The organism is Streptomyces sp. NPDC002994, assembly GCF_040611155.1.
Lineage (GTDB): Bacteria > Actinomycetota > Actinomycetes > Streptomycetales > Streptomycetaceae > Streptomyces.
In genome coordinates this window covers 149,882-175,459 of sequence record NZ_JBEXNQ010000014.1, presented here as the reverse complement: position 1 = coordinate 175,459, position 25,578 = coordinate 149,882, and the positions used below count along the sequence as shown (strand labels likewise).

The 25,578-nt window shown below is 70.1% G+C and carries 32 protein-coding genes and 2 pseudogenes; 17 read left to right on the top strand and 17 right to left on the bottom strand.

The window, feature by feature from the left end:
- The first annotated feature begins 22 nt into the window (after nucleotides 1-22).
- Nucleotides 23-499, top strand: a complete 477-nt coding sequence (locus tag ABZX79_RS20780) for an NUDIX hydrolase (protein WP_355259476.1) — start codon at nucleotides 23-25, stop codon at nucleotides 497-499.
- A 26-nt stretch (nucleotides 500-525) separates the two neighbouring features.
- Here ABZX79_RS20780 and ABZX79_RS20775 read toward each other — a convergent pair whose 3' ends face one another.
- From ABZX79_RS20775 to ABZX79_RS20745, 7 genes and pseudogenes are all read right to left on the bottom strand, one after another.
- Nucleotides 526-1,320 (bottom strand): amino acid ABC transporter ATP-binding protein, encoded by a 795-nt coding sequence (locus tag ABZX79_RS20775; RefSeq protein ID WP_355259473.1) that lies wholly within the window; start codon nucleotides 1,318-1,320, stop codon nucleotides 526-528.
- A gap of 11 nt (nucleotides 1,321-1,331) precedes the next feature.
- Nucleotides 1,332-2,165 carry an amino acid ABC transporter permease gene (locus ABZX79_RS20770; protein ID WP_355259470.1) on the bottom strand — a complete coding sequence of 278 codons (834 nt, stop codon included), beginning with the start codon at nucleotides 2,163-2,165 and terminating at the stop codon, nucleotides 1,332-1,334.
- Nucleotides 2,129-2,938: an ABC transporter substrate-binding protein gene (locus ABZX79_RS20765; protein ID WP_355259629.1), complete on the bottom strand. Its 810-nt coding sequence runs from the start codon at nucleotides 2,936-2,938 to the stop codon at nucleotides 2,129-2,131. The genes ABZX79_RS20770 and ABZX79_RS20765 overlap by 37 nt, the downstream gene beginning before the upstream one ends.
- A 215-nt stretch (nucleotides 2,939-3,153) precedes the next feature.
- Nucleotides 3,154-3,447, bottom strand: a complete 294-nt coding sequence (locus ABZX79_RS20760) for a hypothetical protein (protein WP_355259467.1) — start codon at nucleotides 3,445-3,447, stop codon at nucleotides 3,154-3,156.
- A gap of 43 nt (nucleotides 3,448-3,490) precedes the next feature.
- Nucleotides 3,491-4,734 (bottom strand): annotated as a pseudogene (locus ABZX79_RS20755) (RNA polymerase sigma factor).
- A gap of 48 nt (nucleotides 4,735-4,782) precedes the next feature.
- Nucleotides 4,783-5,139: a YciI family protein gene (locus ABZX79_RS20750; protein WP_355259464.1), complete on the bottom strand. Its 357-nt coding sequence runs from the start codon at nucleotides 5,137-5,139 to the stop codon at nucleotides 4,783-4,785.
- A gap of 141 nt (nucleotides 5,140-5,280) precedes the next feature.
- A complete protein-coding gene (locus tag ABZX79_RS20745; RefSeq protein WP_355259461.1) occupies nucleotides 5,281-5,577 on the bottom strand; it encodes a hypothetical protein in 297 nt (98 codons plus the stop codon).
- Between the two features lie 290 nt (nucleotides 5,578-5,867).
- On the opposite strand from ABZX79_RS20745, the gene ABZX79_RS20740 reads away from it, so the two are divergent.
- Nucleotides 5,868-6,281 carry a hypothetical protein gene (locus ABZX79_RS20740; protein WP_355259458.1) on the top strand — a complete coding sequence of 138 codons (414 nt, stop codon included), beginning with the start codon at nucleotides 5,868-5,870 and terminating at the stop codon, nucleotides 6,279-6,281.
- A 14-nt stretch (nucleotides 6,282-6,295) separates the two neighbouring features.
- On the opposite strand, the gene ABZX79_RS20735 is transcribed toward ABZX79_RS20740, so the two are convergent.
- Nucleotides 6,296-7,105 carry a helix-turn-helix transcriptional regulator gene (locus ABZX79_RS20735; protein ID WP_355259455.1) on the bottom strand — a complete coding sequence of 270 codons (810 nt, stop codon included), beginning with the start codon at nucleotides 7,103-7,105 and terminating at the stop codon, nucleotides 6,296-6,298.
- A gap of 113 nt (nucleotides 7,106-7,218) precedes the next feature.
- Between ABZX79_RS20735 and ABZX79_RS20730 the strand changes: the two genes are divergently transcribed.
- Both ABZX79_RS20730 and ABZX79_RS20725 read left to right on the top strand, forming a co-directional pair.
- Nucleotides 7,219-7,524 (top strand): 4a-hydroxytetrahydrobiopterin dehydratase, encoded by a 306-nt coding sequence (locus tag ABZX79_RS20730; RefSeq protein ID WP_355259452.1) that lies wholly within the window; start codon nucleotides 7,219-7,221, stop codon nucleotides 7,522-7,524.
- Nucleotides 7,525-7,563: 39 nt separating this feature from the next.
- Nucleotides 7,564-8,286 (top strand): annotated as a pseudogene (locus tag ABZX79_RS20725) (class I SAM-dependent methyltransferase); the annotation flags it as partial.
- On the opposite strand, the gene ABZX79_RS20720 reads toward ABZX79_RS20725, so the two are convergent.
- A complete protein-coding gene (locus ABZX79_RS20720) occupies nucleotides 8,270-8,725 on the bottom strand; it encodes a hypothetical protein (RefSeq protein WP_355259449.1) in 456 nt (151 codons plus the stop codon). The pseudogene ABZX79_RS20725 and the gene ABZX79_RS20720 sit on opposite strands and share 17 nt — an antisense overlap.
- 120 nt (nucleotides 8,726-8,845) lie before the next feature.
- Between ABZX79_RS20720 and ABZX79_RS20715 the strand changes: the two genes are divergently transcribed.
- Nucleotides 8,846-9,820, top strand: a complete 975-nt coding sequence (locus ABZX79_RS20715; RefSeq protein ID WP_355259446.1) for a YafY family protein — start codon at nucleotides 8,846-8,848, stop codon at nucleotides 9,818-9,820.
- On the opposite strand, the gene ABZX79_RS20710 is transcribed toward ABZX79_RS20715, so the two are convergent.
- The gene (locus ABZX79_RS20710) at nucleotides 9,799-10,665 is read right to left on the bottom strand and encodes an NmrA family transcriptional regulator (protein WP_355259443.1); all 867 of its coding nucleotides are present in this window, start codon (nucleotides 10,663-10,665) and stop codon (nucleotides 9,799-9,801) included. The two genes, ABZX79_RS20715 and ABZX79_RS20710, sit on opposite strands and share 22 nt — an antisense overlap.
- A gap of 81 nt (nucleotides 10,666-10,746) precedes the next feature.
- Between ABZX79_RS20710 and ABZX79_RS20705 the strand changes: the two genes are divergently transcribed.
- Together ABZX79_RS20705 and ABZX79_RS20700 are read left to right on the top strand one after the other, a co-directional pair.
- On the top strand, nucleotides 10,747-11,742 hold the full coding sequence (locus ABZX79_RS20705; RefSeq protein ID WP_355259440.1) for an AraC family transcriptional regulator: 996 nt from the start codon (nucleotides 10,747-10,749) through the stop codon (nucleotides 11,740-11,742).
- Nucleotides 11,739-12,662 carry a class I SAM-dependent methyltransferase gene (locus ABZX79_RS20700; protein ID WP_355259437.1) on the top strand — a complete coding sequence of 308 codons (924 nt, stop codon included), beginning with the start codon at nucleotides 11,739-11,741 and terminating at the stop codon, nucleotides 12,660-12,662. Before ABZX79_RS20705 ends, ABZX79_RS20700 begins: the two co-directional genes overlap by 4 nt.
- Before the next feature lie 23 nt (nucleotides 12,663-12,685).
- Here the strand turns inward: ABZX79_RS20700 and ABZX79_RS20695 are convergent, their stop codons facing one another.
- The 7 genes from ABZX79_RS20695 to ABZX79_RS20665 form a co-directional block, all read right to left on the bottom strand.
- Nucleotides 12,686-13,186 (bottom strand): RICIN domain-containing protein, encoded by a 501-nt coding sequence (locus tag ABZX79_RS20695; protein ID WP_355259434.1) that lies wholly within the window; start codon nucleotides 13,184-13,186, stop codon nucleotides 12,686-12,688.
- Between the two features lie 161 nt (nucleotides 13,187-13,347).
- Complete coding sequence (locus tag ABZX79_RS20690) at nucleotides 13,348-14,178, bottom strand: aldo/keto reductase (protein ID WP_355259431.1); 831 nt, start codon at nucleotides 14,176-14,178, stop codon at nucleotides 13,348-13,350.
- Between the two features lie 47 nt (nucleotides 14,179-14,225).
- Entirely contained in the window at nucleotides 14,226-15,032 is an 807-nt protein-coding gene (locus ABZX79_RS20685; protein WP_355259428.1) for an ABC transporter ATP-binding protein, read from the bottom strand.
- Complete coding sequence (locus ABZX79_RS20680; protein ID WP_355259425.1) at nucleotides 15,029-18,769, bottom strand: ATP-binding cassette domain-containing protein; 3,741 nt, start codon at nucleotides 18,767-18,769, stop codon at nucleotides 15,029-15,031. The genes ABZX79_RS20685 and ABZX79_RS20680 overlap by 4 nt, the downstream gene beginning before the upstream one ends.
- A 16-nt stretch (nucleotides 18,770-18,785) precedes the next feature.
- Nucleotides 18,786-19,034 (bottom strand): hypothetical protein, encoded by a 249-nt coding sequence (locus ABZX79_RS20675; protein WP_355259422.1) that lies wholly within the window; start codon nucleotides 19,032-19,034, stop codon nucleotides 18,786-18,788.
- A 120-nt stretch (nucleotides 19,035-19,154) separates the two neighbouring features.
- Nucleotides 19,155-20,609, bottom strand: coding sequence for an integrase (locus ABZX79_RS20670; protein WP_355259419.1), 1,455 nt, complete (start codon nucleotides 20,607-20,609; stop codon nucleotides 19,155-19,157).
- 430 nt (nucleotides 20,610-21,039) lie between these two features.
- Nucleotides 21,040-21,471, bottom strand: coding sequence for a hypothetical protein (locus ABZX79_RS20665; protein ID WP_355259416.1), 432 nt, complete (start codon nucleotides 21,469-21,471; stop codon nucleotides 21,040-21,042).
- A gap of 175 nt (nucleotides 21,472-21,646) precedes the next feature.
- Between ABZX79_RS20665 and ABZX79_RS20660 the strand changes: the two genes are divergently transcribed.
- The 10 genes from ABZX79_RS20660 to ABZX79_RS20615 all read left to right on the top strand — a co-directional run bounded on the left by ABZX79_RS20660 (nucleotide 21,647) and on the right by ABZX79_RS20615 (nucleotide 25,533).
- Nucleotides 21,647-21,889, top strand: coding sequence for a helix-turn-helix transcriptional regulator (locus ABZX79_RS20660; protein ID WP_355259413.1), 243 nt, complete (start codon nucleotides 21,647-21,649; stop codon nucleotides 21,887-21,889).
- Between the two features lies 1 nt (nucleotide 21,890).
- Nucleotides 21,891-22,136, top strand: a complete 246-nt coding sequence (locus tag ABZX79_RS20655; RefSeq protein WP_355259410.1) for a hypothetical protein — start codon at nucleotides 21,891-21,893, stop codon at nucleotides 22,134-22,136.
- Nucleotides 22,137-22,228: 92 nt separating this feature from the next.
- On the top strand, nucleotides 22,229-22,510 hold the full coding sequence (locus ABZX79_RS20650) for a hypothetical protein (protein WP_355259407.1): 282 nt from the start codon (nucleotides 22,229-22,231) through the stop codon (nucleotides 22,508-22,510).
- Nucleotides 22,507-22,755 (top strand): hypothetical protein, encoded by a 249-nt coding sequence (locus ABZX79_RS20645; RefSeq protein WP_355259404.1) that lies wholly within the window; start codon nucleotides 22,507-22,509, stop codon nucleotides 22,753-22,755. Before ABZX79_RS20650 ends, ABZX79_RS20645 begins: the two co-directional genes overlap by 4 nt.
- Nucleotides 22,752-23,333 (top strand): hypothetical protein, encoded by a 582-nt coding sequence (locus ABZX79_RS20640; RefSeq protein WP_355259401.1) that lies wholly within the window; start codon nucleotides 22,752-22,754, stop codon nucleotides 23,331-23,333. Before ABZX79_RS20645 ends, ABZX79_RS20640 begins: the two co-directional genes overlap by 4 nt.
- Complete coding sequence (locus ABZX79_RS20635; protein WP_355259398.1) at nucleotides 23,330-23,596, top strand: hypothetical protein; 267 nt, start codon at nucleotides 23,330-23,332, stop codon at nucleotides 23,594-23,596. Before ABZX79_RS20640 ends, ABZX79_RS20635 begins: the two co-directional genes overlap by 4 nt.
- Nucleotides 23,593-23,895, top strand: a complete 303-nt coding sequence (locus ABZX79_RS20630) for a hypothetical protein (RefSeq protein WP_355259395.1) — start codon at nucleotides 23,593-23,595, stop codon at nucleotides 23,893-23,895. The genes ABZX79_RS20635 and ABZX79_RS20630 overlap by 4 nt, the downstream gene beginning before the upstream one ends.
- Entirely contained in the window at nucleotides 23,892-24,644 is a 753-nt protein-coding gene (locus ABZX79_RS20625; protein ID WP_355259392.1) for a hypothetical protein, read from the top strand. Before ABZX79_RS20630 ends, ABZX79_RS20625 begins: the two co-directional genes overlap by 4 nt.
- Complete coding sequence (locus tag ABZX79_RS20620) at nucleotides 24,641-24,859, top strand: hypothetical protein (protein WP_355259389.1); 219 nt, start codon at nucleotides 24,641-24,643, stop codon at nucleotides 24,857-24,859. Before ABZX79_RS20625 ends, ABZX79_RS20620 begins: the two co-directional genes overlap by 4 nt.
- The gene (locus ABZX79_RS20615; protein ID WP_355259386.1) at nucleotides 24,856-25,533 is read left to right on the top strand and encodes a hypothetical protein; all 678 of its coding nucleotides are present in this window, start codon (nucleotides 24,856-24,858) and stop codon (nucleotides 25,531-25,533) included. The genes ABZX79_RS20620 and ABZX79_RS20615 overlap by 4 nt, the downstream gene beginning before the upstream one ends.
- Nucleotides 25,534-25,578: the final 45 nt, after the last annotated feature.

The window sequence follows — 25,578 nt, the reverse complement described above, 5'->3', positions numbered from 1 at the left end:
GAGACCCAGGAGGAAACCACCCATGACGGCCACGGCCGAGCGCCCCGAGCGGGCCTTCCCCACCCCGAACGGTCTGACCGGCGTCGGCGTCATCGTCGTCGGCCCCGGCGACCGCATCCTGCTCGGGCTCGGGCACGACGGGCGCTGGGAGCTGCCCGGCGGCAAGGTCGACCCCGGTGAGAGCTTCGAGGAGGCCGCCGTGCGCGAGCTGGCGGAGGAGACCTCCCTGCGCGCCGACGCCGCCGGGGTGCGCATCGTCGCCGTACTGATGGACGGCGCCCGCGGCGTCACCCGCGTCACGGCCGCGGCGGTGCTGGAGAGCGCCACGGGCACGCCGCGCGTCACCGAACCGCACAAGATCGTGCGATGGGAGTGGTTCGGGACGGACGACGGCGTACCCAAGGACCTCTTCGCGCCGTCGGCGGCGGCACTGCGCGCCTGGCGCCCGGACCTGGACATCCCACCGGCCCCTGCGCACTGCTACCCGACGGCCCGCTGAGCCCGACGAGCCACGCGCCCGCGGGGTCAGTCCTTCGCGGGCCCGCCCGCGCCGGGCTCCGAGCCGGGTGCCTCGGCGGCGGACGGGTCCAGGATGCGGTTCAGGAAGTTCCGGGTCCGCTCGTGTCGCGGATCGCCCACGACCTGCGCCGCCGGACCCTCCTCGACGATCACCCCGCCGTCCATGAACACGACGCGGTCGGCGACCTCCCGGGCGAAGCTCATCTCATGGGTGACGACCATCATCGTCATGCCCTCCGAGGCGAGCACCCGCATGACCGCGAGTACGTCGCCGACGAGCTCCGGGTCCAGCGCGGAGGTGGGCTCGTCGAAGAGCATCACCTCGGGCCCCATGGACAGCGCCCGGGCGATGGCCACCCGCTGCTGCTGCCCGCCGGACAGCTGCGCCGGGTAGGCGTCGGCCTTGTCGGACAGCCCGACCCGATCCAGGTTCTCCCGGGCGACCTTGGCGGCCTCGGCCTTGCCCCGGCCCAGCACCCGCCGCTGGGGCAGGACAAGGTTTTCGGTCACCGTCACGTGCGGGAAGAGGTTGAACTGCTGGAAGACCATGCCGATCCGGCGGCGTACCGCATCGATGTCGACCTCGATGTCGGTGACCTCGGTGCCGCCGACGAAGACCTGGCCCGAGCTCGGCTCCTCCAGCAGATTCACGCACCGCAGCAGCGTCGACTTGCCCGACCCGGAGGGGCCGATGACGCACACCACGTCCCCCCGGGCGACGTCCAGGTCGATGCCGCGCAGGACGTGGTTGTCCCCGAACGACTTGTGCAGAGAGCGGATCTCGATCTCGGGCTGTGGCATCTGGCTCGTCCTCACTTGGCCTTGTCGGCACGGGCCTCGAGGCGGCGCACCACGAAGCTCAGCGGCACCGTCACGATCAGGTAGCAGAGCCCCGCGACCAGAATCGGGGTGGAGTTGGCGGTCTGGCTGGCCAGGTCCCTGCCGAACTTGGTCAGTTCCCGCTCATTGAGGGTGATGCCGAGGAACAGCACCAGCGAGGAGTCCTTGAACAGCAGGACGAGTTCGTTGGTCAGCGGCGGGATGACGATGCGGAACGCCTGCGGGATGATCACCGACACCATCGCCCGGGCATGCGAGAAGCCCAGCGAACGCGCGGCTTCCATCTGGCCCTTGGGCACGGCCTGGATGCCCGCCCTGATGGTCTCGGCCATGTAGGCGGCGGCGACCAGACCGAGACCCAGGGCGACCTTGCCGTACGTACCACCGGGAATTTCGGTCCCCGGGAACGCCAGCGGCACCGCGACGCCCACGAAGATGAGGATCAGCAGGGCGGGCAGGCCGCGGAAGAACTCGATGTAGACGCTCGCGAGCCACCGGTAGGGGGCCACGGACGACAGCCGCATCAGCGCGACGACCAGACCCAGTACGAGCCCGAACGCGAAGCCGGAGAGCGTGTACACCACCGTGTTGCGCAGGGCGGTGGTGATGATCTCCGGGAAGAGCTGCGCTACGAGGTCCTTCTGGGCGAACTGGTTCTGCAGCCGGTCCCAGTCGGCCAGCAGACCGACCAGGACCAGCGCCGCCACGAAAATGGCGTACTGGATGCCCTGCGAGATACGGCGCCGCTGCCGCCTGGAGAGGCGAGAAGTCACGACTGGGCGGCCTTGGGCAGCGGTCCGATCCACTGCTCGTAGAGCTTCTTGTACGTGCCGTCGGCCTTGGCGTCGGTGATGGCCTTGTCGATGGCGGCCTTCAGCTTGGTGTTGCCCTTCTTCACCGAGAACCCGTACTTCTCACCGGTCTCGATGTTCTGGCCGAGGACGAACTGGTCGGCGTTGGCCTTGTCCTTGAGCCACCCCTGAACAACGGGGTAGTCGATGACGACGGCGTCGACCTGACCGGTGCGCAGCCCGTTCAGTACGGCGTCGGAGCTCTCGAACGCCACCGGGTCGAAGCCCTTGCTGGTCGCGTAACTCTCGCCGGTCGTCTCCGCCTGCGCGCCGAGCTTCTTCTTCTCGGACTTGACCTCGTCCAGCGTGGTCACGCCGCTCTTCTTCGTCGCGAGCAGCGCCTGCGTGGCGTCGAAGTACGGGACGGAGAAGTCGACGTTCTTCTCGCGGTCCGCGGTGATGGTCATGCCGGCGGCGGCGAGGTCGCACTCGCCGGAGTTGAGAAACGCACCGGTTTTGAAGTTCTCGAACGGTGTGTCGAGGATCTTCTGTTCGACCTTGAGGTTCTTGGCCACCAGATCGATGAGCGCCACGTCGAAGCCGACGACCTTGCCGCCCTGCTCGGACTGGAAGGGCGGGTACGGCAGGTGGGTGCAGGTGGTCAGCTTGCCCTTCTCGACCACGGGTACGCCGCCGGCTGCCTCGGCGGGTCCTTCGTCGTCCGAAGAGCATCCGACGGCGAGGAACAGCCCGGCTGCCGCGGCACCGGCGGTGGCGAGGGTACGGATGGGGCGGGCGCGGTGGCCCTTGGTCGTCCTGGACACGGTTGACCTCCATGGGGCGGGGGCGGACGTCGGCGGGGGAACCGAGCCGTCAGCGGTGATCGTAAGCCAGCGACCCCTCCTTGGTGGCGATCTCCCGCGAGCTTCATGGTGCCTTTACAACACGCATCGCCCGCCCCCACGGACTCGGGGCGGGCGATGCGCGTGCGTGGTGGCGCCGACTACATGTTGTTCTCGGCGTCGATCAGCTGCTTGATCCTCCGGTCGATCGCCGCGGCCTGCGCACGGGCACGGTTCGCCGCCTCCCGCTCGCCCAGCCGGTCCAGCTGCTTGGCCTTCTGCTTCAGGTCGGCGGACTGCTTCTGCAGCTCGTTGATGTTGACCGTGATGGCGCCGCCGCGAGCGGCCATGGTCTGCTGGCCGGTGGTTGCGGCAGCGTGCGCCGGAAGAGCCGCGAAGAGAACGCCACCGGTCAGTGCGGCGGTCACGGCCATCGTGGAAATGCGTCGAAGCATGAGAGCTTCCCCCTGGTACAGGTCGGTCATTACCTGTCGGTAACTATATACGAAGTGATCTTGTGGCTCGTTTCAGCAGCAGCTCCCGCTCACGCGTGTTGCGCGTCAGGGACGCCGCCCTTTCGAACTCCGCTCGCGCCTCCTCGCCCCGCCCCAGGCGCTCCAGCAGATCCCCGCGCACGCTCGGCAGCAAGTGGTAGTCCTTCAGGCCCGGTTCGTCCGCCAGGGCATCCACCAGTCTCAGCCCGGCCGCCGGTCCTCCGCCATCGAGACCGCGACCGCCCGGTTCAGCTCCACCACCGGCGACGGGGTCAGTGCCATCAGCCGCCCGTACAGTGCGGCGATCGTCGCCCAGTCCGTGTCCTCGTAGCGGATCGCCTGCGCGTGGCACCCGGCGATCGCGGCCTGGACGGCGTACGGGCCGTGGCCGGCCCGGTGCAGGGCCTCGATGCCGCGCAGGATGAGCATGCGGTTCCACTTGGCGCGGTTCTGGTCGGCGAGCAGCACCGGCTCGCCGTCGGGACCGGTACGGGCCGCGATACGGGAGGCCTGGAACTCCAGGAGTGCGGCCAGGCCGTGGACTTCGGGCTCCTCGGGCATCAGTCCCGCCAGTACGCGAGCCAGCCGAAGCGCGTCCTCGCACAGGGCCGGGCGTACCAGGTCGTCGCCGGCGGTGGCGGAGTAACCCTCGTTGAAGACGAGGTAGATGACCTCCAGAACCGACGAGAGGCGGGCAGCCCGGTCGGCGCCGTACGGAACCTCGAAAGGGACCTGGGCCCGCGCGAGGGCCCGTTTCGCGCGGACGATCCGCTGCGCGACCGCCGGTTCGGATGCCAGGAACGCGCGGGCGATCTCCTGGGTCGTCAGCCCGCCCAGCAGCCGCAGCGTGAGCGCGACCCGGGCCTCTGTCGACAGCACGGGATGGCAGGCGGTGAAGATCAGCCGCAGCAGATCGTCGTCGATGTCCTGCGGGCCGGCGGGCTCGGGCGGCGGCGGCTCGTCCTCCAGCGTCCGGCCGACCTCCGCCAGCTTGCGCGCGTACGTCTCCTTGCGGCGTACGAGATCGATCGCCCGGTGCTTGGCGGTGGCCATGAGCCAGGCGCCCGGCCTGTCCGGGACACCCGACTCCGGCCACTGCTCCAGCGCGGCGACCAGGGCGTCCTGCGCGAGCTCCTCGGCGATGCCCACGTCCCGCACGACGCGGGCGACAGCTGCGATGATCCGCGCGGACTCGATCCTGAACACCGCTTCGACCGTCTGGGGCACGTCACTTGCTGCTGCTGTCACGGCCACCCATCAGAACAGCCGCACGGGCGCGCGGCAAGCGCGCCGGGATCAGCCCTCGCTGATCTCGCGGACCTCGGCGGTGATGGTCCAGTAGTCCTCGTGGGTCTGCAGGAACCGCTTGGTCCACTCCAGCGCCTCGGCCTTGTCCTTGGCCTGGACGATGGAGTAACCGCCGATGACTTCCTTGCTCTCGGTGAAGGGCCCGTCGGTGTAGCTCAGCTTGCCGCCCGACCAGGTCACCCTGGTCCCCTCGGACGACGGAGTGAGCCCGGCCGTGTCCAGCATGACCCCGGCCTTGGTGATCTCCCCCAACAGCGCGTTCATGCGCTCCATGAGCTCGGGGCTGGGGCCCTCGGCGGGGGCGTTCTTCTCGTCGATGCGGATCAACGTCAGGAAACGCGGCATGGTGACTCCTCGGTCGGGAGGGCGGGGGCTTTCCCTGCCTCTCACCCTTGCGTCGAACGGGAGACACCAGGATCGACAGCTCGCCCGGAATTCTTCGGAGAAATTTTTTCCGGAGCGGACGCCGGGAGTGACGCGGCCGTCTTACGCCCCCGCTCCCGCCCCCGGCAGCCAGTAGTTGTGCACCTTCGAGGTCTTCGGCATTTCGCCCTGCGGGATGCCGACCTCCTGCGCGACCGGCATGATGACCCCGGTGAACCGCTGCAGGGCCTGCTCCGACTCCCACAGATCGAAGATCTGCAGCCCGGAGTCCGTCGGGACGGCGACGTGCGCCAGACACCCCTCGAAGGGGTTGCCGGGAATTGACTGAAGCTTGGCGTTCAGCTTGTCGTACTGCTCGGTCGTCACGCCCGCCAGTTCAGCCTTCATGAAAATCGCCATCGGGGTCTCCTCCGTATGAACAGGTCCGGTTCCACCCCCCGGCCGCTCCACTGACGGCCTGTGCCCGAACCAGCACACCACGCCCACCCCCCGACGGCATTCCGCCCAGTGCCATCCGGGGCAGGGCGGCACCCTCCATCACCTCCGGATTACCCCGGATTACCTCCGGGGTAATCGACGCTCACCCACGGGCGCGGCATCGTTGCGGTTACCGGAGCCCGGGCGGCGCACTCCGCCCGGGCCCCGGGACCCCTTCCCGTACGTACGACTCCGACGGAGGCTGATCAGCCATGTCCGCGACCATGCTCGCCAACCTTTCCAGGACCACTGACCCGCAGACGATGCTGCGCCGCTTCCTCGCGCTCGACGCCGTGGTCACCACCACCAACGGGCTCGTGTACGTCGCCGCCTCCGGCCCCGTCGGCCGGCTGCTCGGGGTCGGGTCCGGGCTGCTCCTCGAACTCGGGGTGTTTCTCGTGCTGTTCGGTGCCGGAGTCGGGTATCTGGCCTCCCGGCGACAGCCCGCCGCGTTCCCCGTCAAGGCCGTCATCGAGGCGAACCTGGCATGGGCCGTGGCAAGTCTCGCCGCGCTCGTGCTGTGGTTCTCACCGACGACGGCCGGGACGTTCTGGATCCCGGTGCAGGCCGCGACCGTCGCCGGCTTCGCCGGGCTGCAGCACCTCGCGCTGCGCGCCCGGGGATGAGCGGGGCCGAGGACTCAGGGGGCCAGTGTCTGGAGGTACTTGACCGTCGCCGGGTCGGCCGGAAGGAACGTTTCGATGGCCAGCTCGGCGACCGTCACATCCATCGGGGTGTTGAAGGTCGAGATCGACGATATGAACGACAGCACCTGGCCGTCGTGCTCGACCTGGAGCGGCAGCGCGAAGTAGGGGTACGGCGGATCCGCCGGGCGCCGCGCGTCTGCCGCGTCCGGCTCCGGTACGGGATAGGCCGCCACCTCGTCGTACACCGCACGCAGCGCCTGCGACCTGGCCAGCGCGATCTGGCGCTCCATCTGCTCCATGAGGTGCCCGCGCCACTCCCGCAGATTGCGGATGCGCGGGGCAAGCCCCTCCGGGTGGAGGGTGATCCGCATCGCGTTCAGCGGAGGCGTGAGGAGATGTTCGGGCAGTCCGTCGAGCAGCATCGTCATCCCGCGGTTCGCCGCGACCACGGTGTACGAACCGTCGACGACGACGGCGGGGTACGGCTCGTAGCCCACCAGCAGCCGCTCGATGCCCTCGCGCAGGGCGGCGAGCGAGGGGTCGTCGAGCGGAGTCTCGGTGTACTGAGGAGCGTAACCCGCCGCCAGCAGAAGGGCGTTGCGCTCCCGCACGGGTACGTCGAGGTGCTCGGCCAGGCGCAGCACCATCTCCTGGCTCGGCCGCGACCTGCCGGTCTCAATGAAACTGATGTGCCGGGCGGACGAATCAGCGCGCAAGGCCAGCTCCAGCTGGCTCAGCCGGCGCTGCTCACGCCAGCCACGCAGCAGCGCACCCACACCCTTGTCGACTGCGACAGTTGTCATGGGACAAGACGGTAACCGACCGCCGGTTACGCCAAACCGCCGATGCACCGCCGATTCACCGCCGGAAGGTGGCAGGCTGATCAGCAACACCGCATCTTGGAGGGAGCTTCGCCATGGCCACTGAGCCGCTGTCGCAGAAGGAGATCGAGGACCGTCTCCGCGAACTCCCCGGCTGGTCGCTGGACGACAACCGGATCGCCCGTACGTACCGCCTCGGCTCGCACTTCGCGGCCGCCGCGCTGGTCGTCCACGTGGCCGGGATCCAGGACGAGCTGGACCACCATTCCGACCTGACGCTCGGTTACAACAGTGTGGCGCTGACCGTGAACACGCACAGTGCGGGAGGGGCCGTCACCGACCTCGACTTCGAGCTCGCGCGCCGGGTCGAGGACATCGCGCCCGGACACGGAGCCAGCTGAGCCGACTGAGCCGACTGAGCCACGCATGCTGGACTACGACGCGGCGGCGTCCCCCGGGCCGAGGCCGCCGCGCGAGCGGTGCTCGGCCTCGTCCCCGGGCGCGCCCGTACCCTCCTCGACCTCGGCTGCGGCACCGGCATCGTCACCGCCCGGCCGGCGCGGCCGGGCCTGCGGGTGCTGGGCGCGGACGCGTCGTACGGCATGGCGAGGAAGGCCGCGGAGCGGGTCGGGGCGGGCGGGGCGGTCGGGGCGGTCGTGCTCGCCGACGTACGCCGACTGCCGCTCCGCGACGCGTCCGTCGACGCGGTCAGCGCGGTCTGGCTGCTGCATCTGGTGCGGGACGCGACGGAGGTCGTGGCCGAGGCGGCGCGGGTGCTGCGGCCCGGCGGGGTGTTCATCACGACCGTCGACAAGGACGACGCGCACGACGTGGGCTCCGACATCGACGTCGTCCTCGCCCCGCACCGTACGCTCGAGGCCTTCGACCGTACGGACCGGATAGAGGCGTACGCCGCCGAGCACGGCCTGGTGCCGGTGGCCGACGCGTACTTCACCGGTCACGGCCAGGGCCGCTCGCCCCTGCGCACCGCCGCCGCCCTGCTCAAGGGCCGGTACGCCTCCCGCACAGCCGCCGACGGCGCGGCGGCCGAGGCCATCGCGGCCGCGCTCGCCGCGCTGCCGGACCCCGACGCGCCGCGCCCCGAACCGCGCTACCGGCTGCTCGCCCTGCACAAGATCACTCAGGTCACGCCCGGCGGGTGAAATCCATGACCCAGTTGGTCAGCCACGTCTTCTCGCCGTCGACGGAGAAAGCCTGCTCCCAGCGGGCCGTGGTGGCGCTGATGCCCGACCAGACGAATCGGACCCGTACGTCCTTGCCGCCGTAGGTGTCGTCGCCCACGAAGACGCCGCGCCCGTCCGCGCCGAACCGGCCGGTGACGGGCGGTTCCAGGCGGCCGGTGCGGCTGTTGACCCAGTTCAGCGTCCACTCCTCGCGCTCCTGGTCGTAGAGGCGGAGGGTGAGTCCGGAGAAGCCCCGGCTGGGAAAGGTGATCTCGTCCACCTGCGCGGCGCCGCCGAAGAGTGGCTGCACACGCGTGCTGCCTTCGCATTCCGACCAGCCGCTGTCCGGGTCCAGGAAGTCCGTGAGGATGCGGTTGCGGACGTTCCAGTCGCCGTTGAAGAAGTCGAAGTCGTTCACGAGCGGTCTCCTGTGGTGAGGGGCGGCGGCCCGTCCGGAGTTTCTCCGTAAAGGGCATGGCAGGAAGGTAGGACCGCTCCACTGACATCCACTGTCAGTGGAGTGCGCGAGACTTCGGGCATGCGTGCGAGCCGACTCGTCCAGATCCTGCTGCTGCTCCAGACCCGGGGCCGGATGACCGCTGCCCGGCTCGCCGAAGAGCTGGAGGTCTCGGTTCGTACGGTCTACCGCGACGTCGAGGCGCTGCACGCGGCGGGAGTTCCCCTGTACGGCGACGCCGGACACGCCGGTGGATACCAGCTCCTCGCGGGCTACCGCACCCGGCTCACCGGCCTCACCGCCGGCGAGGCCGAGGCACTGTTCCTCTCTGGCATCCCCGGGCCCGCCGCCGAACTCGGCCTGGGGTCCGTGCTTGCCGCCGCCCAGCTGAAACTGCGGGCGGCGCTCCCCGCCGAGCTGCGCGGACACGTGGACCGGATGCAGGCCCGCTTCCACCTCGACGCGCCCGGGTGGTACGCGGAGGACGACCCCGTGCCGTATCTGGGGCAGGTGGCGGACGCCGTGTGGAACGGCACGGTGCTCGCCGTGCGCTACCGCAGGTGGAAGGAGCCGACCGACGTCGACCGCCGCCTCGAACCGTACGGTCTGGTCCTGAAGGCGGGCCGCTGGTACGTCGTCGCGGGCGGCCCGGGACCACGGACGTACCGGATCGACCAGATCCTGCAACTCCAGCCGCTGGACGAGGGGTTCGAGCACGAACGGCCCGAAGGCTTCGACCTGGCCGCGTACTGGCGGCAGTACCAGGCGGACTTCCGGGCCAGGCTGCACCGCGCCGAAGCGGTCGTACGGATCTCACCGCGCGGGGCCGGCCGGCTCACCGGAGCCGCCGCCGCAGCCGTGGCCGCCACCGGAAGACCGGAACCGGCCGGGGACTGGATACGGGCCGTACTGCCCATCGAGACCACCGACCACGCGCACGCGCAGTTGCTCGGACTCGGCGCGGAGGTCGAGGTCCTGGAACCGGCCGAGCTGCGCGAGCGCCTGCGGGAGACGGCACGCGAGCTCGGCGCGCTCTATGCGACCGGCGCCCCCTGACCGTTCCACGCGCTGGCCGCCGCCGCTTCCCGGGCGAAGTCGGTGAAGTCCTTGGGCGCGCGGCCCAGAACACGCTCGACGCCGTCCGTCACCGACGCGTTGTGGCCGTCGAGCAGCGTCGTGAACAGCCCGGCGAGCCAGTCGGACTCCGGCGCCGGCATGCCGTACTGCTGAAGCAGCCCGGCGTACTGCGGACCGGACACCGGGACGTACCGCACCTCGCGGCCCGTCGCCTTCGAGATCTCGGCCGCCACCTCGGTGAAGGTCAGCAGGCGGGGGCCGGTCAGCTCGTGCACCCGGCCCGCGTGCCCGTCCTCGGTGAGTACCGCGACGACGACGTCCGCCAAATCGTCCGCATGCACCCACGGCTCGGGCGTCTCGCCCGCCGGGAAGGCCACCTCGCCAGCGATCACCCCTTCCGCCATGGCGCCCTCGCTGAAGTTCTGCGCGAAGAAACTGCCGCGTACGACGGTCAGTTCGGCGTCGCCCGACGCGCGCAGCGCCTCCTCGGCGGCGACCGCTTCGGGCTCGCCCCGACCCGACAGCAGCACCAGCCGCCGCACCCCGTTCTCGTGCGCTGTCCGGCCGAACGTCCGCACCGCTGTCACCGCGCCGGGCGCGGCCAGGTCCGGGTAGTACGCCACGTACGCGGCGTCCGCGCCCCGCAGGGCCGGACCCCATGTCGACTCGTCCTCCCAGTCGAACGTCACCTCGCCCTTGCGCGACCCGGACCTGACGGTCACGCCCAGGGCGTCGAGCCGCTCGACCACCCGGCGGCCGGTCTTGCCCGTGCCGCTCGTCACCAACACCGTTTCGTGCTTCTTCTGTTCTGTCATGTCTGTCATGCCTCAAGGTTCGCGGCGTACGCCTGGACGGGCCATGCTCCAAAGGCTCAACTCCATACGCCTGCGTCTACGCTGGAGCACATGGACGTACTCGCGGGTCTGCTCGACGGGCCGCGCGCCCGGGGCGCCTTCATCCTCCGGGCCGTGCTGAACCCGCCTTGGGCGGTGCGGATCGAGGACCGGGCGCCGCTCTCGCTGATGTGCATGAGCCGTGGCAACGCGTGGGTGATACCCGACGGCGGTGACCCGGTGCTGCTGCGCCCCGGTGACGTCGCCATCGCGCGCGGCCCCGACCCGTACACCTGCGCCGACGACCCGACGAGCCCGCCGCGAGCGGTTGTCGGACCTGGTGGGGTGTGCGGCACGCTTCAGGGGGAGCCGCTGTCCGAGACGATGCATCTCGGTGTACGGACATGGGGCGACAGCCCGGACGGCGCCTCGGCGATGCTCATCGGCACGTACCAGCTGGCGGGCGAGGTCAGTGGGCGTCTGCTCGACGCGCTGCCGCCGCTCGTCCACCTGCCCGCCGAGCTGTGGAACTGCCCGCTGATGCCGGTCCTGGAAGACGAGATCAGCAGGGACGAACCGGGGCAGAGCGTGATGCTGGACCGGCTGCTCGACCTGCTGCTGATCGCGACGCTGCGGTCGTGGTTCTCGCGCCCCGAGGCGGCGGCTCCCGCCTGGTACCAGGCGATGGGCGATCCGGTCGTCGGCCGGGCCCTGCGGCTGATGCAGAACGATCCCGCCCACCCGTGGACGGTCGCCGAGCTCGCCGCGAAGGCCGGCGTCTCACGGGCGGGCCTCGCCCGGCGCTTCACCGAGCTGGTGGGCGAGCCGCCGATGGCGTACCTCACGGGGTGGCGGCTCGCGCTGGCCGCGGACCTGCTGAGGGAGACGGAAGCGACGGTGGGGGCGGTGGCGCGTCAGGTCGGCTACAGCGGGTCCTTCGCGCTGAGCGCGGCATTCAAACGGGTCCGGGGAATCAGCCCGCAGGAGTACCGGAGGGGCGGGGCCGGTTTGCCGAAGCAGCAACAAGGTTTGCCGCTGGAACGGTCGGGCCTGAAGGTGGAGGCATGACCGACAGCCACAGGCACACCCAGAGCCATCACCACACCCACACCCACCATCACGGCGGCCACCACGCCACCGACTTCGACTGGGACGCGCTCGGGACGCACCTGGAGCACGAGGCCGAGACGAACCGGCCCGTGTACGAGCAGGCCGCGGCCTGGATCGCCGAGCGTGTCCCGGCGCCGCAGGGCGTACGCCGCGTCCTGGACATCGGCAGCGGCCCCGGACTCATCACCTGCATGCTCGCCGAGGCCTTCCCGGACGCCGAGGTCGTGGCCGTCGACGGTACGCCGGCTCTCCTTGAGCGCGCCCGGGCGCGGGCGGAGCGCTCCGGCCTGGGGGAGCGGGTCCGTACCCTCGTCGCCGAAGTGCCCGACGAGCTCGGCTCCTTGGGCGAGGCCGACCTGGTCTGGGCCGCCAACTCCCTGCACCACGTCGGCGACCAGCGTGCGGCCCTCACCGGCTTCGCCGGGCTGCTGCGCCCCGGCGGGACGGTGGCCCTGTTCGAGGGCGGCCTGGCCCCGCGCCACCTGCCCCGCGACATCGGGATCGGCAGGCCGGGCCTGGAGGCGCGGCTGGAGGCCGTACGGAGCGAGTGGTTCACCGAGATGCGGGAGGCGCTGCCCGGCGCGAAGCCGGAGGTCGAGGACTGGAGTGCGCTGCTGGCCGCCGCCGGGCTGACCCCGGGCGGCAGCCGTTCCTTCCTGCTCGACCTGCCGGCCCCGCTGCCGGCCGCGGCGCGCGAGCTGGTCGTCGAGACCTTCGGGCGGCAGCGTGAGGTCTTCGCCGACCGCCTCGCCGACGACGAGGACGTGGCGACGCTGGAGCGGCTGCTGGACGCGCGGGACCCGGCCGGCCTGGCTCAGCGCCCCGACGTATTCCTGCTGCAGGCGCGCACGCTGCACATCGCGCACCGCCCCGCCTGAGCAGCCGGGCGGACCCTGCGGCCTCAAGGGTTGAACACCGGCTCCAACTGCCACCACTGGCCGGGCGAGTCGGTGTCCTCCCACTGCCGCACATTCGCGCCGTCGTCCATGCTGCCGTCCGCGACTTCGAGCAGCAGCCCGCTGACGTAACTGATCAGCGTGACCGTGCCCGGTGCGTCCAGGTGCTGTTCGACGATCCACTCCTGGGCGCCGAAGTTGTTGGCCTTCCACTGCTGGATGTTGGCGCCGTTCTCGGTGGAGGCCCCGGCGACGTCGAGCCGCTTGCCGCTGGCGGCGTTCACCAGGTGGTAGAGGCCGCCGCCGCTGTGCACCGCGGACACCTCCCACTGCTGCGCGGGTGCGCCGGTGTCCTTGCCCTGCTGGACGTTGGCGCCGCTGCCCTTGTGGCCGCCGTACACCTCCAGCAGGAGCCCGCTGCCGGCATTGCGCAGCCGGTACGGGCCTTCCTGGATGGGCTGCGGCTGTGGCTGCGGCTGTGGCTGCTGGGCGACGTCCCCGCTCATGTTCCGTACTCCTTCAGGCAGGTGGGGCATTGAGGACGGCGGTCAGCAGTCCGGGGAAGCGGTGGTCGAGGTCGTCGCGGCGCAGTTCGGCGAGAGCATGGCGAACGGCGCCAACCGGACCGAGCCGGTTGACGCCGTAGTTGCCGTCCTCGACGTGGCGCTCAGGCGCCGAAGGTCGCCGGGTCGGGGCCGAGGCGCTTGCCCTCGTCGAGCGCGGCGAAGGCCGCCAGGTCGTCGGCGTCCAGCTCGAAGTCGAAGACGTCGAGGTTCTCCTCGATCCGGGACGGCGTCACGGACTTCGGGATCACGACATTGCCGGTCTGGAGGTGCCAGCGCAGCACCGCCTGAGCCGGGGTCTTCCCGTGCTTGCGGGCCACCGCGACGACCGTGGGGACCTCGAGCAGCCCCTTGCCCTGACCGAGCGGCGACCAGGCCTCGGTCGCGATGCCGTGCTCGGCGTGGAAGGCGCGCGACGCCGCCTGCTGAAGCTGCGGGTGAAGCTCGATCTGGTTGACGGCCGGGACGACCGAGGTCTCGCCGATCAGGCGCTCAAGGTGCTCGGGGAGGAAGTTGGAGACGCCGATCGCCTTGGCGCGGCCGTCCGCGTAGATCTTCTCGAAGGCCTTGTACGTGTCCACGTACGCGTCCTTGGACGGCAGCGGCCAGTGGATCAGGTACAGGTCGACGTAGTCGAGGCCGAGCTTCGCCAGCGAGTCGTCGAAGGCGCGCAGCGTGGAGTCGAAGCCCTGTTCGGAATTCCAGAGCTTTGTCGTGATGAACAGCTCGTCGCGGGCGACACCAGAGGCGGCGATGGCTTTTCCGGTGCCGGTCTCGTTCTCGTAGATCGCGGCCGTGTCGATGGATCGGTACCCGGCCTGGATCGCGGTGCCGACGGCCTTCTCGGCCTCGTCGTCAGGCACCTGCCATACGCCGAAGCCGAGCTGGGGCATCTCGACGCCGTTGTTCAGAGTGAGGGTGGGGGCCTTGCTCACGAGCGATCGATCCTTACGTCGTCGGTTGGTACTCCCAGCGTCAACGATCAAGCGTCCCGGCGCATTCCCGCGACGGTCCCGAGATATGCGTCACGGACGGCGGGGTCCTGTCGCACCTGGGCGGCGCTGCCCTCGGCGAGAACCGCGCCGAGGTCGAGGACGACGATGCGGGAGCAGAGCTCCATCACGAAGGCGACATTGTGCTCGACGAGCAGCACGGCGCAGCCTTCCTCGGCCGCCAAGTGCCGGATGATGGCGGTCAGTTGCTCCCTCTCCTCTCCCGACATGCCGGAGGCGGGTTCGTCGAGCAGCAGGACGCGGGGCGGGTCCGCCATGGCGCGCGCCAGTTCGACCATGCGGGCGCGGCCGACGGGGAGCGTCCCGGCGTACGACTCGGCGAGCGCGTCGAGGCCGCACGAGCGCAGGACCGTCGCGGCGCGTTCGCGGCGCGCGGCCTCGCGGGTACGCCGGGTGGGCGCCGCCAGCAGATCGGCGGCGAGGCCGCCCCCGCCGCCGCGCCACTCCTGGGCGACGAGGAGGTTGTCGGCGACGGTCAGCCGGCCGAAGAGCTGCTGGCGCTGGAAGGTGCGGCGCATGCCGTGGCGGGCGCGCCAGACGGGAGTGCGGCGCGTGATGTCCGTTCCGTCGAGAAGGACGCGGCCGGTATCGGGGCGGCGGATGCCTGACAGGACATCGAACAGGGTGGTCTTGCCGGCGCCGTTCGGGCCGATGAGACCGCACACTTCGCCGGGGCGGACGGCGATGCGCACGCCGTCCAGGGCGGTGACGCCGCCGAAGCGAACGCCGATTGCGGCTGCCTCCAGTACGTACGTGTCGCTCCTGGTCCCGCTCATGAATTCGGGTCCCCGATCCCCAGGTATGCCTCGGTCAGCCGGTCGGTCGTTACGTCCGCGCGCGGCCCGCACCAGGAGACGCGCCCCTGCGCGAGGTACGCCACGGTGTCGGCGATGCCGAGCACCTCGGCGGCCTTCTCCTCCACGAGCAGCAGCGCGGTGCCTGCCTCGCGCAACTCCGTGAGCAGGCGGAACACCTCTTCCACGACGCGCGGCGCGAGGCCGAGCGACGGCTCGTCGGCGATGAGTACGGCCGGCGGGCGCTGGAGCAGCGGTGCGAGCGCCAGCATCTGCTGCTCGCCGCCGGACAGCGAACCGGCGGGGACGGTGCGGCGGCGGCCGGCGAGGGCGGGGAAGCGCTCGTACACCGCGTCGCGGGCGGAGCGGTCGGGGAGGCGCAGGCTCAGGTTCTCCTCGATGGTGAGCGAAGGGAAGATCCCGCGCCCCTCGGGGGCAAGAACGACCCCGGCGCGCGAACGCCGCACCGCGCCGTCCCGGGTGGCGTCGCGGTCGCCGATGCGGACGTGGCCGGAGGTAGGCGTGAGCAGGCCGGCGGCGACGTGGCAAGTGGTGGACTTACCGGCCCCGTTGGGCCCGAGAAGAGCCAGAATCTCCCCTGCCCGTACGGTCAGATCCACCCCGCGGAGTACGTCGGCCCCGCCGTACCCAGCCCAAACCCCGCGCAGCACGAGGCCGGCCTCCCGCGCTCCGCGGGCCACAGTCCCGTGCCCGGCGAGCCCGCCGCCGTCGGGAGTCGGGGGTGCGGAGGGGAGATCGTCCGGAGAACGGAGGCCCGCCGCCTGCGCGACGGGGGCCCGGGGGCCTGCCCCCGGTTTCGGGAAGGGGCGGGATGGGGGAATTTCGCCTCCGACGCCGGCGCCCGCCGACACGGCGGGCGTGGGCGTCGGGAGCGCCGCTTCTCGTACCGACGTCTCCGTTGTTGGCGCGGGCGTGGTGCCCGAAACCGCACGGGTCTCGGCTTCCGGCGTGGTGCCCAGAACCGCACGGGTCTCGTTTTCGGTTGGGGCTGTTGGCCGCAGCGACGCTGCGGCCGGTGCGGAGGCGTCCGCGGCACCCGCACCCGCCGACACCGCGGGCGTGGGCGCCGGGAGTGCCGCGTCTCGTACGGCTGTGTCCGGTGTTGGGGTGGGTGTGGCGCCGGGAACCGCACGGGTCTCGGCTTCCGGCGTGGTGCGCAGAACCGCACGGGTCTCGTTTTCGGTTGGGGCTGTTGGCCGCAGCGACGCTGCGGCCGGTGCGGAGGCGTCGGCCGCACCCGCACCCGCCGACACCGCACCCGCCGACACGGCGGGCGTGGGCGCTGGGAGTGCCGCGTCTCGTACGGCTGTGTCCGGTGTTGGGGTGGGTGTGGCGCCGGGAACCGCACGGGTCTCGGCTTCCGGCGTGGCTGTTGGCCGCAGCGGCGCTGTGACCGGTGCGGAGGTGGCGGCCGTAACGGCCCCCGCCGGCGTGGCGGGCGTGGGCGTGGGGGGTGCCGCTTCTCGTCGGGCTGTGTCCGGTGTGGGGGCGGGTATGGCGGACGGCTCCGCACCGGTCTCGGTTTCGGGTGGGGCTGCGCCCGGCGGGGAGGTGGCCCCCGCACCCGACCGCGCCGCTTCTCGTACCGCCGTATCCGGAGTCGGCGCGGGCGCGGGCGTGGCCCCCAGAGATGCTCCGGGGCGCGCTTCCGGGGCTGCTGTGGAGCCGCCCCGCACTGAGCCCGGAGCCGCCCCGGGTGCCGGGCCCGGCACGTCACCCGCCCGCACGGCGCCCGCGCCCGGCGTTGAACCCGACGCCGGCGCACCCACCCGCACCGCACCCGCGCCCGCCCGCACCCGTCGCCGGTGCCTCCGCACCGAAAGCGCCGCGACGTAGCCGTCCGGGTCGTTGGCCAGGGCCAGGCCGGCCAGGCCGAAGAGGATGACCGGGAGTTGCGTCGACTCCGTGACGTACTCCGAGACGAGGTGCGGGACCACCGCGAAGACCAGGCCCGCCACCACTGCGAATTGCGGCCGCCGCACGCCCGCCGCGACCACCACCGCCAGCCAGATCAGCCCGGTCATCGCGGTGAAGTCCGTAGCCGTGATACGGGTGTTGTACGACGCGTACATCACGCCCCCGAACCCCGCGATCCCCGCCGACAGCGTGAACAGCATCAGCTTCGTACGGATGACCGATACGCCCGAGGCCAGCGCCGCCTCCGGAGCCGACCGTACCGCCAGCATCGCCCGCCCCGACGCCGAGTTCCGCAGCGCGCTCAGCGACGCGACGGCCGCCGTGACCAGCACGACCAGCGCCACCCCCATCGCCCGGTCGTCGGACAGGTCCACCGGACCGAACACCGGGCGCGGGATCTCCCACCCTGTGTCGCCGTTCCTCAACCACCGCAGCTGGAAAAGGACTTGGTCGGCCAGAAAGGCCAGGGCAAGCGTCGCCAGCGCCAGCGAGCGGCCTCCCAGGCGCAGCGCGGGAAGCGCCACCAGTGCCCCCAGCACCGCCGCCACGCACGTGCCCACCAGCGCCGCCCCGACGAACGGCCAGCCGTGGCTCATCAGCAGGCCCGCGACCAGCGCCGCCCCCGTCACGAACGTCGCCTGCGCCAGGCTGACCATCGCGCCGAGCCCCGTCACGACCGTGAAGGAGATGAAGACGAGCGAGATCGCGAGGCCCTGCGCGAGCATCCCCCTCCAGAACGGCGTTGTGACCGTATAGAAACCGAGCGCCATCAGCACCGCGCCCGCCGCCCACGGCCCCCACCGCCGTCCCCACGACCGCCCGGCCAGGTAGTCGACCGGCGGCGCGTCCACCGCCGCCGTGCCCGCCGCCCGCTGCCGGCGCGTCATGACCAGCAGCCCCGCGAAGAGGATCAGGAACGGAACCGCCGTACGGAATCCGGTGATGTCGTCGGCGAAGGACGCGTACCCGGCCGTCAGGTTCTGCAGTACGCCCAGCCCCAGCCCGCCCGCGAACGCCAGCGGAACCGAAGCGAACCGCCCGAGCACGGCCGCCGTCGCCGACACGAACAAGAACAAGGTGTAGTCGTGGGCGGAAAGGCCGAGCAGCGGCGTGGCCAGCACGCCCGCAAGACCCGCCAGCCCCGACGACAGCATCCACGCGGTCGACGACAGCCGGTCCGCGCTGATGCCACGCAGTTCCACCAGCGTGCGGTTGTCGACGGTGGCGCGCAGCCGCAGCCCGAGCCGGGTGTGCCGCATCAGCACCCACAGCCCCACCGCCACCACGGCCGTCGCGAGCCACGTGATCAGCTGGTCGGAGTCGATCCCCACGCCGTCCGCCAGCTGCCAGGACACAGCCGGGCTCGGCCCGACCCCCGGCAGCCCGAACTGGTTCTCCGCCGGCACCACCGGAGCGCCCGCCTCCGCCAGCAGCTCCACCGCCCACAGCCCCGCCGCCGGCAGCGCGACCAGCAGCCCGATCGTCGCCACGATCTGCGCCGTCTCACCCACCCGCGCGAGCTTGCGGAACATCAGCCGGTCCAGCGCCCACCCGATCCCCGGCGCGACGACGAACACCAGCAGCACCGCCGTCGGCACGGCCGGCCAGCCGAAGCCCGAGTGCAGTTCGTAGAAGCCGAGCGCACACACGTACGCCGTCGCGCCGTGCGCGAAGTTGAAGAGACCCGACGCGGAGTACGAGAGCACAAGCCCCGTGGCCAGCAGGGCGTACAGCGCACCCGAGACCAGCCCGCTCAGCACAAAACCCAGCAGATCGCCCATCGCGGGGAAACCACCCCTACCCGAAGGGGATGGGCGGATAGCACTTGAACGGCGAGGACACCTCGTACTTCCCGTCCTTCAACCGCACCAGCGCCCCGCACCCGAAGCTCTCCCGCTGCCCCTTCGGCTCGCTCCGGTCACCCACCAGCGTCCCGCTGTCCGAGAACGACCCCGCCGCCTTCTGGAAGGACTCGACGGTCAGGTCCTTGCCCGCCTTCTCGGCGATCGACAGGAAGAGGTCGGCGGACATGTATCCCGTGACCATGTGCATATTGAGGGAATCTGTCTGAGAACTCCCCTGACCTGCATATCACTTGATCAGCGTCAGGCCAGTGGGAAACAAGTGGGAAACCGCGCCCCTACGGGACACCCACCGCTGGCACAGCTACCGCCGAAGCTGACGGCCGAGGGTGCGCTTGACCGTATCCCCAAGGGCCTTCGGCCGCACCTTGTGGACTTCGCGCACTACCAACGTCCGATCCGTGATGCCCTGCGACACCGCCAGGCGAACGAGCTCCGCTACGGACGGAACCGGCGCTCGAGGCAGCACCTCACTGGCAGCCTCCGCGGGAAGCCGGCTCCTCAGCTCGTCCCACCGCTTCCCAAACGCGTCGATAATGGCCCGCTCCATCGCGGGCGTCACGTTGCTGTACGTTCCCTCAACGCCCTGCATCTCGTGGCCCATCCGGGACTCCACAGCGAAGCGACTGTGACCATCCTCGTCCAGCCACGCCTTGTGACCATGGCGGATCAGATACATCCGCTTGCCCTTGAACGACGGCACCTCAGGGATGGCCGGCCGGGGCTTAAGCACGCGCGGCCCCGCGACTGCCTCAGCCCCGTTGACGATCGGCCGCCAGTACTCGCGATGGAAAGCCAGTGCGGCGAGGCAATTGCCCTCGATGCCTGGGAATACGTAATCGCTGTTGTGCGACGCGAGCAGCCTCTCGAGCATGTCAGCCAGGAACGAGGGAACCACCAGAGTCCGCTTGGACCCGTACTTCGGCGGAAAGAACTTTAGCTTGCTGTCCTCGTACTGCATCTGACGCTCCACGCGGATCGCCGGCATCAGCCCTTCGCCCTTGCCGTACCGCTCCATGTCCTCGCCGTACTGGTCCGCCTCGTCCGGGTCAGGCCGCGGGTCGGTGCCGGGCCAGTTCGGGTAGCAGTACTCACGCGTGAGCCCGTACATCTCGGCGGGGCGCATGCCCGTCATGGCCATCGTCCAGAAGAAGACGTAGCCCGCGTATCCCCAGCGGATTTCGGCGTTGCGGGCAATGCGGTCGATCACCTCGATCGGCATGTCCTTCTTCTTCTCACGCGGCTTCCTCTTGAACTTCCCGCGACGGCGCTGTCGTTCCACAGGGGAAGTCTTGCGAAGCCCGGCCGCAACAGCGTCCGTCATCACCATGCTGAAGACCATCAGAATGTGGCGGATCGAGCTGTCACTCAGGGAGGCCTTGGTCAGGTGCTTCTTGAACGCCCGGTGGCCCAGGATGTCGATTTCGCTGACGGTGCTCTTCCCGAAGAACGGTCGGATGTACGAGTTGATCGCCCAGGAATAGGTCCGCAGGGATAGGTGTGCAAGATCGAGAGACGCGAGCCAGTCGTCCAGCCAGTCGGTCATCAGCATCGAGCCATCGCGATTGCTTACATGTGTGCCGTGCCGAATCTCGTAGAGCTGATCAAGTCCGTGCTGAACGGCCTTCTCTTCATCGGTGAATCCACCCTTGGACTCGTACCGTTTGCGCCCGCTAGGAAGGAGCTCCCCTGTCCACCACTTCACGCGGCACGTACCGCCGCGCCACTCGACGTGGACATGCTGATGGACTCGGCTCATGTCGCCTCCTGGGAAGGCTTGATGGTGGGCGGAAGTCGGCGGGCACCCCTGACCGCCCGACTCCGCTATGGCTGCAGTCCTACTGTGCCGTGCCGACGGGGCAGCCGCGACACACTCTGCAATCCATTCCTTGCCTTGCCATCAGCTCTCTCACGCCAGCCTGAATAGGCGTTTCTTTGAGGGCCGCTGGGGGCAGTGCACACACCAACTCTCCGTCGATCTTGAGCGCTTGTCCTAGGAACTTCGGACCCAGCTCGAGAGTGACGACCCTTGTCATAGGCCCTCCCTATCTACTCGCGGAGAACCTCCCCAGGTGTCACTCAGGGTGGCATGCCGAACGCATATACGGGAGGGGATAGTTGAAGGTTACCCAGCAGTGGAACGTCACGATCCGGTTACGGCGAAAAGGTTGTACGGGGATCAGTGCAGATCAAGACGCATTTGGCAAAATTCCGCGCGCCCGCAACTCCTTCACAACCTGATCACTCAGGTCTCGGATCTCCGTCCAGGTGAGGCCCGGCGTCGTCGCCATCGCTGACGACTGGACCGCCTTCCGCGCTTCCCCCTCGAGCCACTCCGGCGGAGGCTTCGACACCATCGAGGTGCCGCCCTCCGACTCGACGTACTCGACCGGCACGGGCTCCCCGCCCTCGGTGATCGCGATGCAGCTGCCCGACGCCCAGGCGAGGGCCGGGTCCATCTTCGCGTAGCTGACCTCCCGAACCGGCAGGCCTTCCTCGACGCGCTGCCACGTGTCCTTGGAGACGCCGGCGGAGGTGGCTGCAGCTAGGCGTGAGGGGTGGAGCTCGAGCCGTCGGGCCTTGACAGCTCTGGCGAGACGAGCCAGATCGCGAGTGGTCATGTCGACATCTTTGCAGGACCGGCCAGGTCCAGCCAGGTCCGGAGGCTAGATCGGCCGAAACGTTAACTAGGTAAGGCTAACTAAATGGATCTTCAAGCCTACGCAAAGTCGATCTAGAGCGAACTGAAGCTAACTAGAGCTAGACATGACGGCTAGCTAGCGCTAGCTTTAAGGCATGCACCAACCCCCAACCTTCGAGGTTGACGGGACGGCAATCCGACAGGAGCGCATGCAAGCGGGACTCGAAATCTCCGAGCTGGCTGAGCTCGCCGGGATAAGCCGGCGCTACCTCTCCCACCTGGAGAACGGCACCCGCACCCGCATGAGACCTAGCCGCTATGCCGCCCTCCGGAAGGCCTTGAAAGCGTCCGCCACACGCCTCCTCGCCCCACCGAGGCCACCAGAAAACAAGGAGTGACATGCCCGGCGACAAGTACGCGAAGTACGGAGTCGCGGTTCCCCCCGCAGATCCGAACGCCGACGTGATGACAGTCCAGGAATCGGCCTTCGTCCTGAAGTGCTCCGTCAGCCACTTGAGGCGCGTGCTCAAGGACAACCCCAAGCTGCGTAGCCGGTCCGGCCGGCGGGTCGTCATGAACCGCGCGGCCCGGGACGCCTACTACCGCATGCACCAGGGCGACAAGCACCTCGCCAAAGCCGCCTAGAGCGGCAATCGGCCCCAACCGCCGGTGGTCAGAGACCGGCAATCGGGGCCCGCGATCCATCAACCCAGCAAGGAAGAAAGCAGGACCGCGCAATGACCATCATGCCCGACCACCAGACCACCTACCGCGTGACGTTCGACCGCATCGGCCGCCACGGCGGCCAGGGCGGCAGCTCGGCACCGGAGCCGATCGTCCGCTCCATGGGTGGCGACCAGCTCGCCGACAGCATCGCTCTCTACGCCCGCCGCTACATCGCCTCCCCCTCCTTCGAGGTCCTCCTCGACATGGAGGCCATGGCCGGGCAGATCGTCGCCGGGTTCCGCAACGCCGGGACGTTCAAGGTGGAGATCGTCACCACTGGCGGTGAGTGGTGATCACCTTCCCCCTGAACTTCGCCGAGGTCCCTGACGGTGTAGCCGTCCTCACCGCCCGGTGTATGCCGCCGGAGGTCATGGAGGCGGAGGAGGCCGCGTTCGACGCTGCCGTGACCGTGTCCCGCTGCCGCACCCCGCTGACCCGCGAGGCCCGAGAGCGTGCGCTCGCCGAGGTCGCCCGCCAGAACAAGATCCTCGCCGCGTACAACCCGGGCCTGATCATCACCGCCGGGGGTGCGTCATGACGAACACGCCGGAGCAGCGCGAGGCTGCCATGGAGTACCTCAACGGATTGACGCCCGACATGCGCTACGGCGTGGCCGCGGTGTTTGCCAAGTACGTCGAGACGTCGGTGAACTTCGCTCCGGGTGCGGCCTTCGAAGGCACCCTTGCCCATCTCCAGTGGGCGGTCGCCGAGATCGAGCGCCTCCGTGCCGAGCTGAAGAAGTGCGTGGGCGTCGAGCCGACCGTGGCCGAGGAGTCGGCCTACCTCAGCCGCTGCCTGGACGCCGTGCGCGAGGTGTGCGACGCCGCCGAGAAGCAGGCCACGCGCTGGGAACACCCGCTGCCCGTACCCGAGTGGGTCGGCGTGGTCCGCGAGGCCGCTGACGGCGAGCGCCCCGACAGCGCGCATGGTGTCAGCCCCGTCGTCGAGTACGGCATCCGCATCCACCCCGACGAGGGCGGCGCGTGGGTCCTCCAGCCGACGAAGGAGCGGACCCTGTGCGAGGCCCGGCTGGTCGGGTATCGGGACAGCTGGCCGACGGCCGTGATGGTGCAACGCCCCGTCCGATGCGGCACGTGGACCGAGGTGACGCCGTGACGACGACCCCGCGCCCTCACCGCATCGACGCCCTGGACGTGCCGGCCGAGACGGTCGCCGCCCTCGTCGCCCGGCAGAAGCAGCAGCGCATCGACGAGTCCGTGGCCCGGCTGCGTCAGCTGATCGCCCACCCGGATGTCGCCGAGCAGGAGCACCAGCTCGACCCGGCCGACAAGGCGTTCGCCCAGCTCGCCTGCGCCCACCCCGAGAAGTGCAGCACCCCCGACGACTATCCCGGCTGGACCCCCGGAGGGACCCGATGACCATGCACGCCTACAGCTTCTGGTCGGAGAATGGCACCGCGAAGGGCAACCTTCCGCCGCTCGCCACCTTGTCGCTCCTCCCGGACGGCCCGTACAAGAGCAGCTTCGACGTCATGTTCAGTCAGGACACCCCCATCGAGCAGCAGCTCGCCGTGGCGGACCGGGTCCTCGCCGGAGTCCAGCAGTGGCGGAACGGCATCGCCGAGCACGCCGAGCAGCAGCGCACCGCCACCGACGAGCTCGAATCGGCCCGCGCTGAGATTGCCCGCCTCAAGTCCGAGGCCGGTGAGTCGGAATGAGCGACTACCCCGAGATCGCCAAGCACTTCAAGAGCGACCTTCCGAACCACGCCATCACGGCCCATCGTGAGGACGGCCCCTTCCGGTACCTGCGGTTCGCCGCCCCGAAGACCAGCATGACCGTCATCGAGCTCGTCACCTGGCCGCACAACCTGGTGATCGCCGGTAGCCACGGCTCGTTCCACTTCAGCCACTACGCCGACGACAGGCAGGACATGTTCGCCGCGTTCCGTGGCCGGGGCGAAGGGCGCGTGGACCCGGACCGCTGGGCGCGGATGCTGGTCAACGGCCGCGGCTCCGTCGCCGAATACGACCGCAGCCTCCTCGAAGCGCAGGTCAGGGAGTACACCCGGGAGGCCATCCGTGACGGCTGGGCACCGCGCGGCGTCGGCAAGGCCGTCACCGAGGACGTGCTCCAGAGCGGATACCTCGACGACGAGAACAACGCCCTCCGAGTCGTGGACGAGTTCGAGTACGGCGCGAAGACCCGCGAGGAGTGCTCCTGCGGCGCCACCGACGAGGACGCCGGCCGCTACGACCGCGGCGTCATGTGGGCGATCCGGCACGAGCGGGAGAACGGCAAGACGCACAAGGTCAGGACGCGTCGACTCGAAGGGTTCGACTTCGACGACGTGAGCGAGTGGACTATCCGCTCCCTCGACTACCACTACGTATGGCAGTGCCACGCGATCGTCTGGGGCATCGGCCAGTACGACGCCGCCCGCAAGGCTGCAGAGGTGGCGGCGTGAACCCGACGACTCGCGTCACGAGCACGACCGTGTGGCTCGACGGCGGCCCGGACGAGATCCACCTCCACATCCAAGAGGGCGGCCACACCGTCCTCCAGATCGGCAACGCGATCACCGTGCACCTCGGGTTCGCCCCGACGGAGACCCTCCTCGCCGTAGCCGCAGCACTCACCCAGGCCGCCGAACAGCGGGCACCGAAGGCGGTAGCCGCGTGATCACCGAACTTGCCGACCGGACCGAGACGGCGCTCGCCGACCTCGACACCGACTACCGCCGCCTGTACGGCGCCGACTTGACCCACTGGTCGCGCGGCGTCCGGGGCGAGTACCTGGACCTGCTGGCCGGCTGCACGAAGCGGGCGAAGTTCAGCGAGCACCTGCCCGTCCGGCCACGCAAGGCATCCGCCGGCCGCCGCCGACGTCACCGCACACAGCTGGGATGGCGCCTCAACCAGATCGCACCCACGGCGGAGACAGTCCTCCTCACTCCGGTGTGGACGGACGCCACCGGCACGGTGGAACGCGTGTACGTGGTCACCGCCCGCGACGGCAGCGGCCGTTCGCTGAAGCTGCCCCAGGGCGGGTCGAGGCGGATCACCGCACTCGTACAAGGCGCCCACCCTGAGGCGGACTGGGCCCGGCCGCAGACGTGGCGGACCTCCACCGCCCGCCTCACCGTCTGGTCGCCGCCGTCCCCGGACTTCCTCGCCACCGAGGCCGCCGGGTACATCGTGTCCCTCGACCAGCTCGAGCGCCGCCGCATCCGGGAAGCGATGCCCGCCGACTGGGCTGAACGCATCCGCTGGGCCGCCTGCCTCACGGCGGTCCTCCTCACCCACCAGGTCGCCGTTCTCGAAACGCAGGTCAACGCGGCAAGGCGGGCCGTCTGATGGCCCGCTTCCTGTTCCAGTGCGCCGCCCTCATGGCCGCACTCA

Coding starts and splice junctions, on each gene's coding strand:
- ABZX79_RS20780 (WP_355259476.1), top strand. CDS start 23: ATGACGGCCACGGCCGAGCGCCCCGAGCGGGCCTTCCCCACCCCGAAC.
- ABZX79_RS20775 (WP_355259473.1), bottom strand. CDS start 1,320: ATGCCACAGCCCGAGATCGAGATCCGCTCTCTGCACAAGTCGTTCGGG.
- ABZX79_RS20760 (WP_355259467.1), bottom strand. CDS start 3,447: ATGCTTCGACGCATTTCCACGATGGCCGTGACCGCCGCACTGACCGGT.
- ABZX79_RS20750 (WP_355259464.1), bottom strand. CDS start 5,139: ATGCCGCGTTTCCTGACGTTGATCCGCATCGACGAGAAGAACGCCCCC.
- ABZX79_RS20745 (WP_355259461.1), bottom strand. CDS start 5,577: ATGGCGATTTTCATGAAGGCTGAACTGGCGGGCGTGACGACCGAGCAG.
- ABZX79_RS20740 (WP_355259458.1), top strand. CDS start 5,868: ATGTCCGCGACCATGCTCGCCAACCTTTCCAGGACCACTGACCCGCAG.
- ABZX79_RS20735 (WP_355259455.1), bottom strand. CDS start 7,105: ATGACAACTGTCGCAGTCGACAAGGGTGTGGGTGCGCTGCTGCGTGGC.
- ABZX79_RS20730 (WP_355259452.1), top strand. CDS start 7,219: ATGGCCACTGAGCCGCTGTCGCAGAAGGAGATCGAGGACCGTCTCCGC.
- ABZX79_RS20715 (WP_355259446.1), top strand. CDS start 8,846: ATGCGTGCGAGCCGACTCGTCCAGATCCTGCTGCTGCTCCAGACCCGG.
- ABZX79_RS20710 (WP_355259443.1), bottom strand. CDS start 10,665: ATGACAGACATGACAGAACAGAAGAAGCACGAAACGGTGTTGGTGACG.
- ABZX79_RS20705 (WP_355259440.1), top strand. CDS start 10,747: ATGGACGTACTCGCGGGTCTGCTCGACGGGCCGCGCGCCCGGGGCGCC.
- ABZX79_RS20700 (WP_355259437.1), top strand. CDS start 11,739: ATGACCGACAGCCACAGGCACACCCAGAGCCATCACCACACCCACACC.
- ABZX79_RS20695 (WP_355259434.1), bottom strand. CDS start 13,186: ATGAGCGGGGACGTCGCCCAGCAGCCACAGCCGCAGCCACAGCCGCAG.
- ABZX79_RS20685 (WP_355259428.1), bottom strand. CDS start 15,032: ATGAGCGGGACCAGGAGCGACACGTACGTACTGGAGGCAGCCGCAATC.
- ABZX79_RS20680 (WP_355259425.1), bottom strand. CDS start 18,769: ATGGGCGATCTGCTGGGTTTTGTGCTGAGCGGGCTGGTCTCGGGTGCG.
- ABZX79_RS20675 (WP_355259422.1), bottom strand. CDS start 19,034: ATGGTCACGGGATACATGTCCGCCGACCTCTTCCTGTCGATCGCCGAG.
- ABZX79_RS20670 (WP_355259419.1), bottom strand. CDS start 20,609: ATGAGCCGAGTCCATCAGCATGTCCACGTCGAGTGGCGCGGCGGTACG.
- ABZX79_RS20665 (WP_355259416.1), bottom strand. CDS start 21,471: ATGACCACTCGCGATCTGGCTCGTCTCGCCAGAGCTGTCAAGGCCCGA.
- ABZX79_RS20660 (WP_355259413.1), top strand. CDS start 21,647: ATGCACCAACCCCCAACCTTCGAGGTTGACGGGACGGCAATCCGACAG.
- ABZX79_RS20655 (WP_355259410.1), top strand. CDS start 21,891: ATGCCCGGCGACAAGTACGCGAAGTACGGAGTCGCGGTTCCCCCCGCA.
- ABZX79_RS20650 (WP_355259407.1), top strand. CDS start 22,229: ATGACCATCATGCCCGACCACCAGACCACCTACCGCGTGACGTTCGAC.
- ABZX79_RS20640 (WP_355259401.1), top strand. CDS start 22,752: ATGACGAACACGCCGGAGCAGCGCGAGGCTGCCATGGAGTACCTCAAC.
- ABZX79_RS20630 (WP_355259395.1), top strand. CDS start 23,593: ATGACCATGCACGCCTACAGCTTCTGGTCGGAGAATGGCACCGCGAAG.
- ABZX79_RS20625 (WP_355259392.1), top strand. CDS start 23,892: ATGAGCGACTACCCCGAGATCGCCAAGCACTTCAAGAGCGACCTTCCG.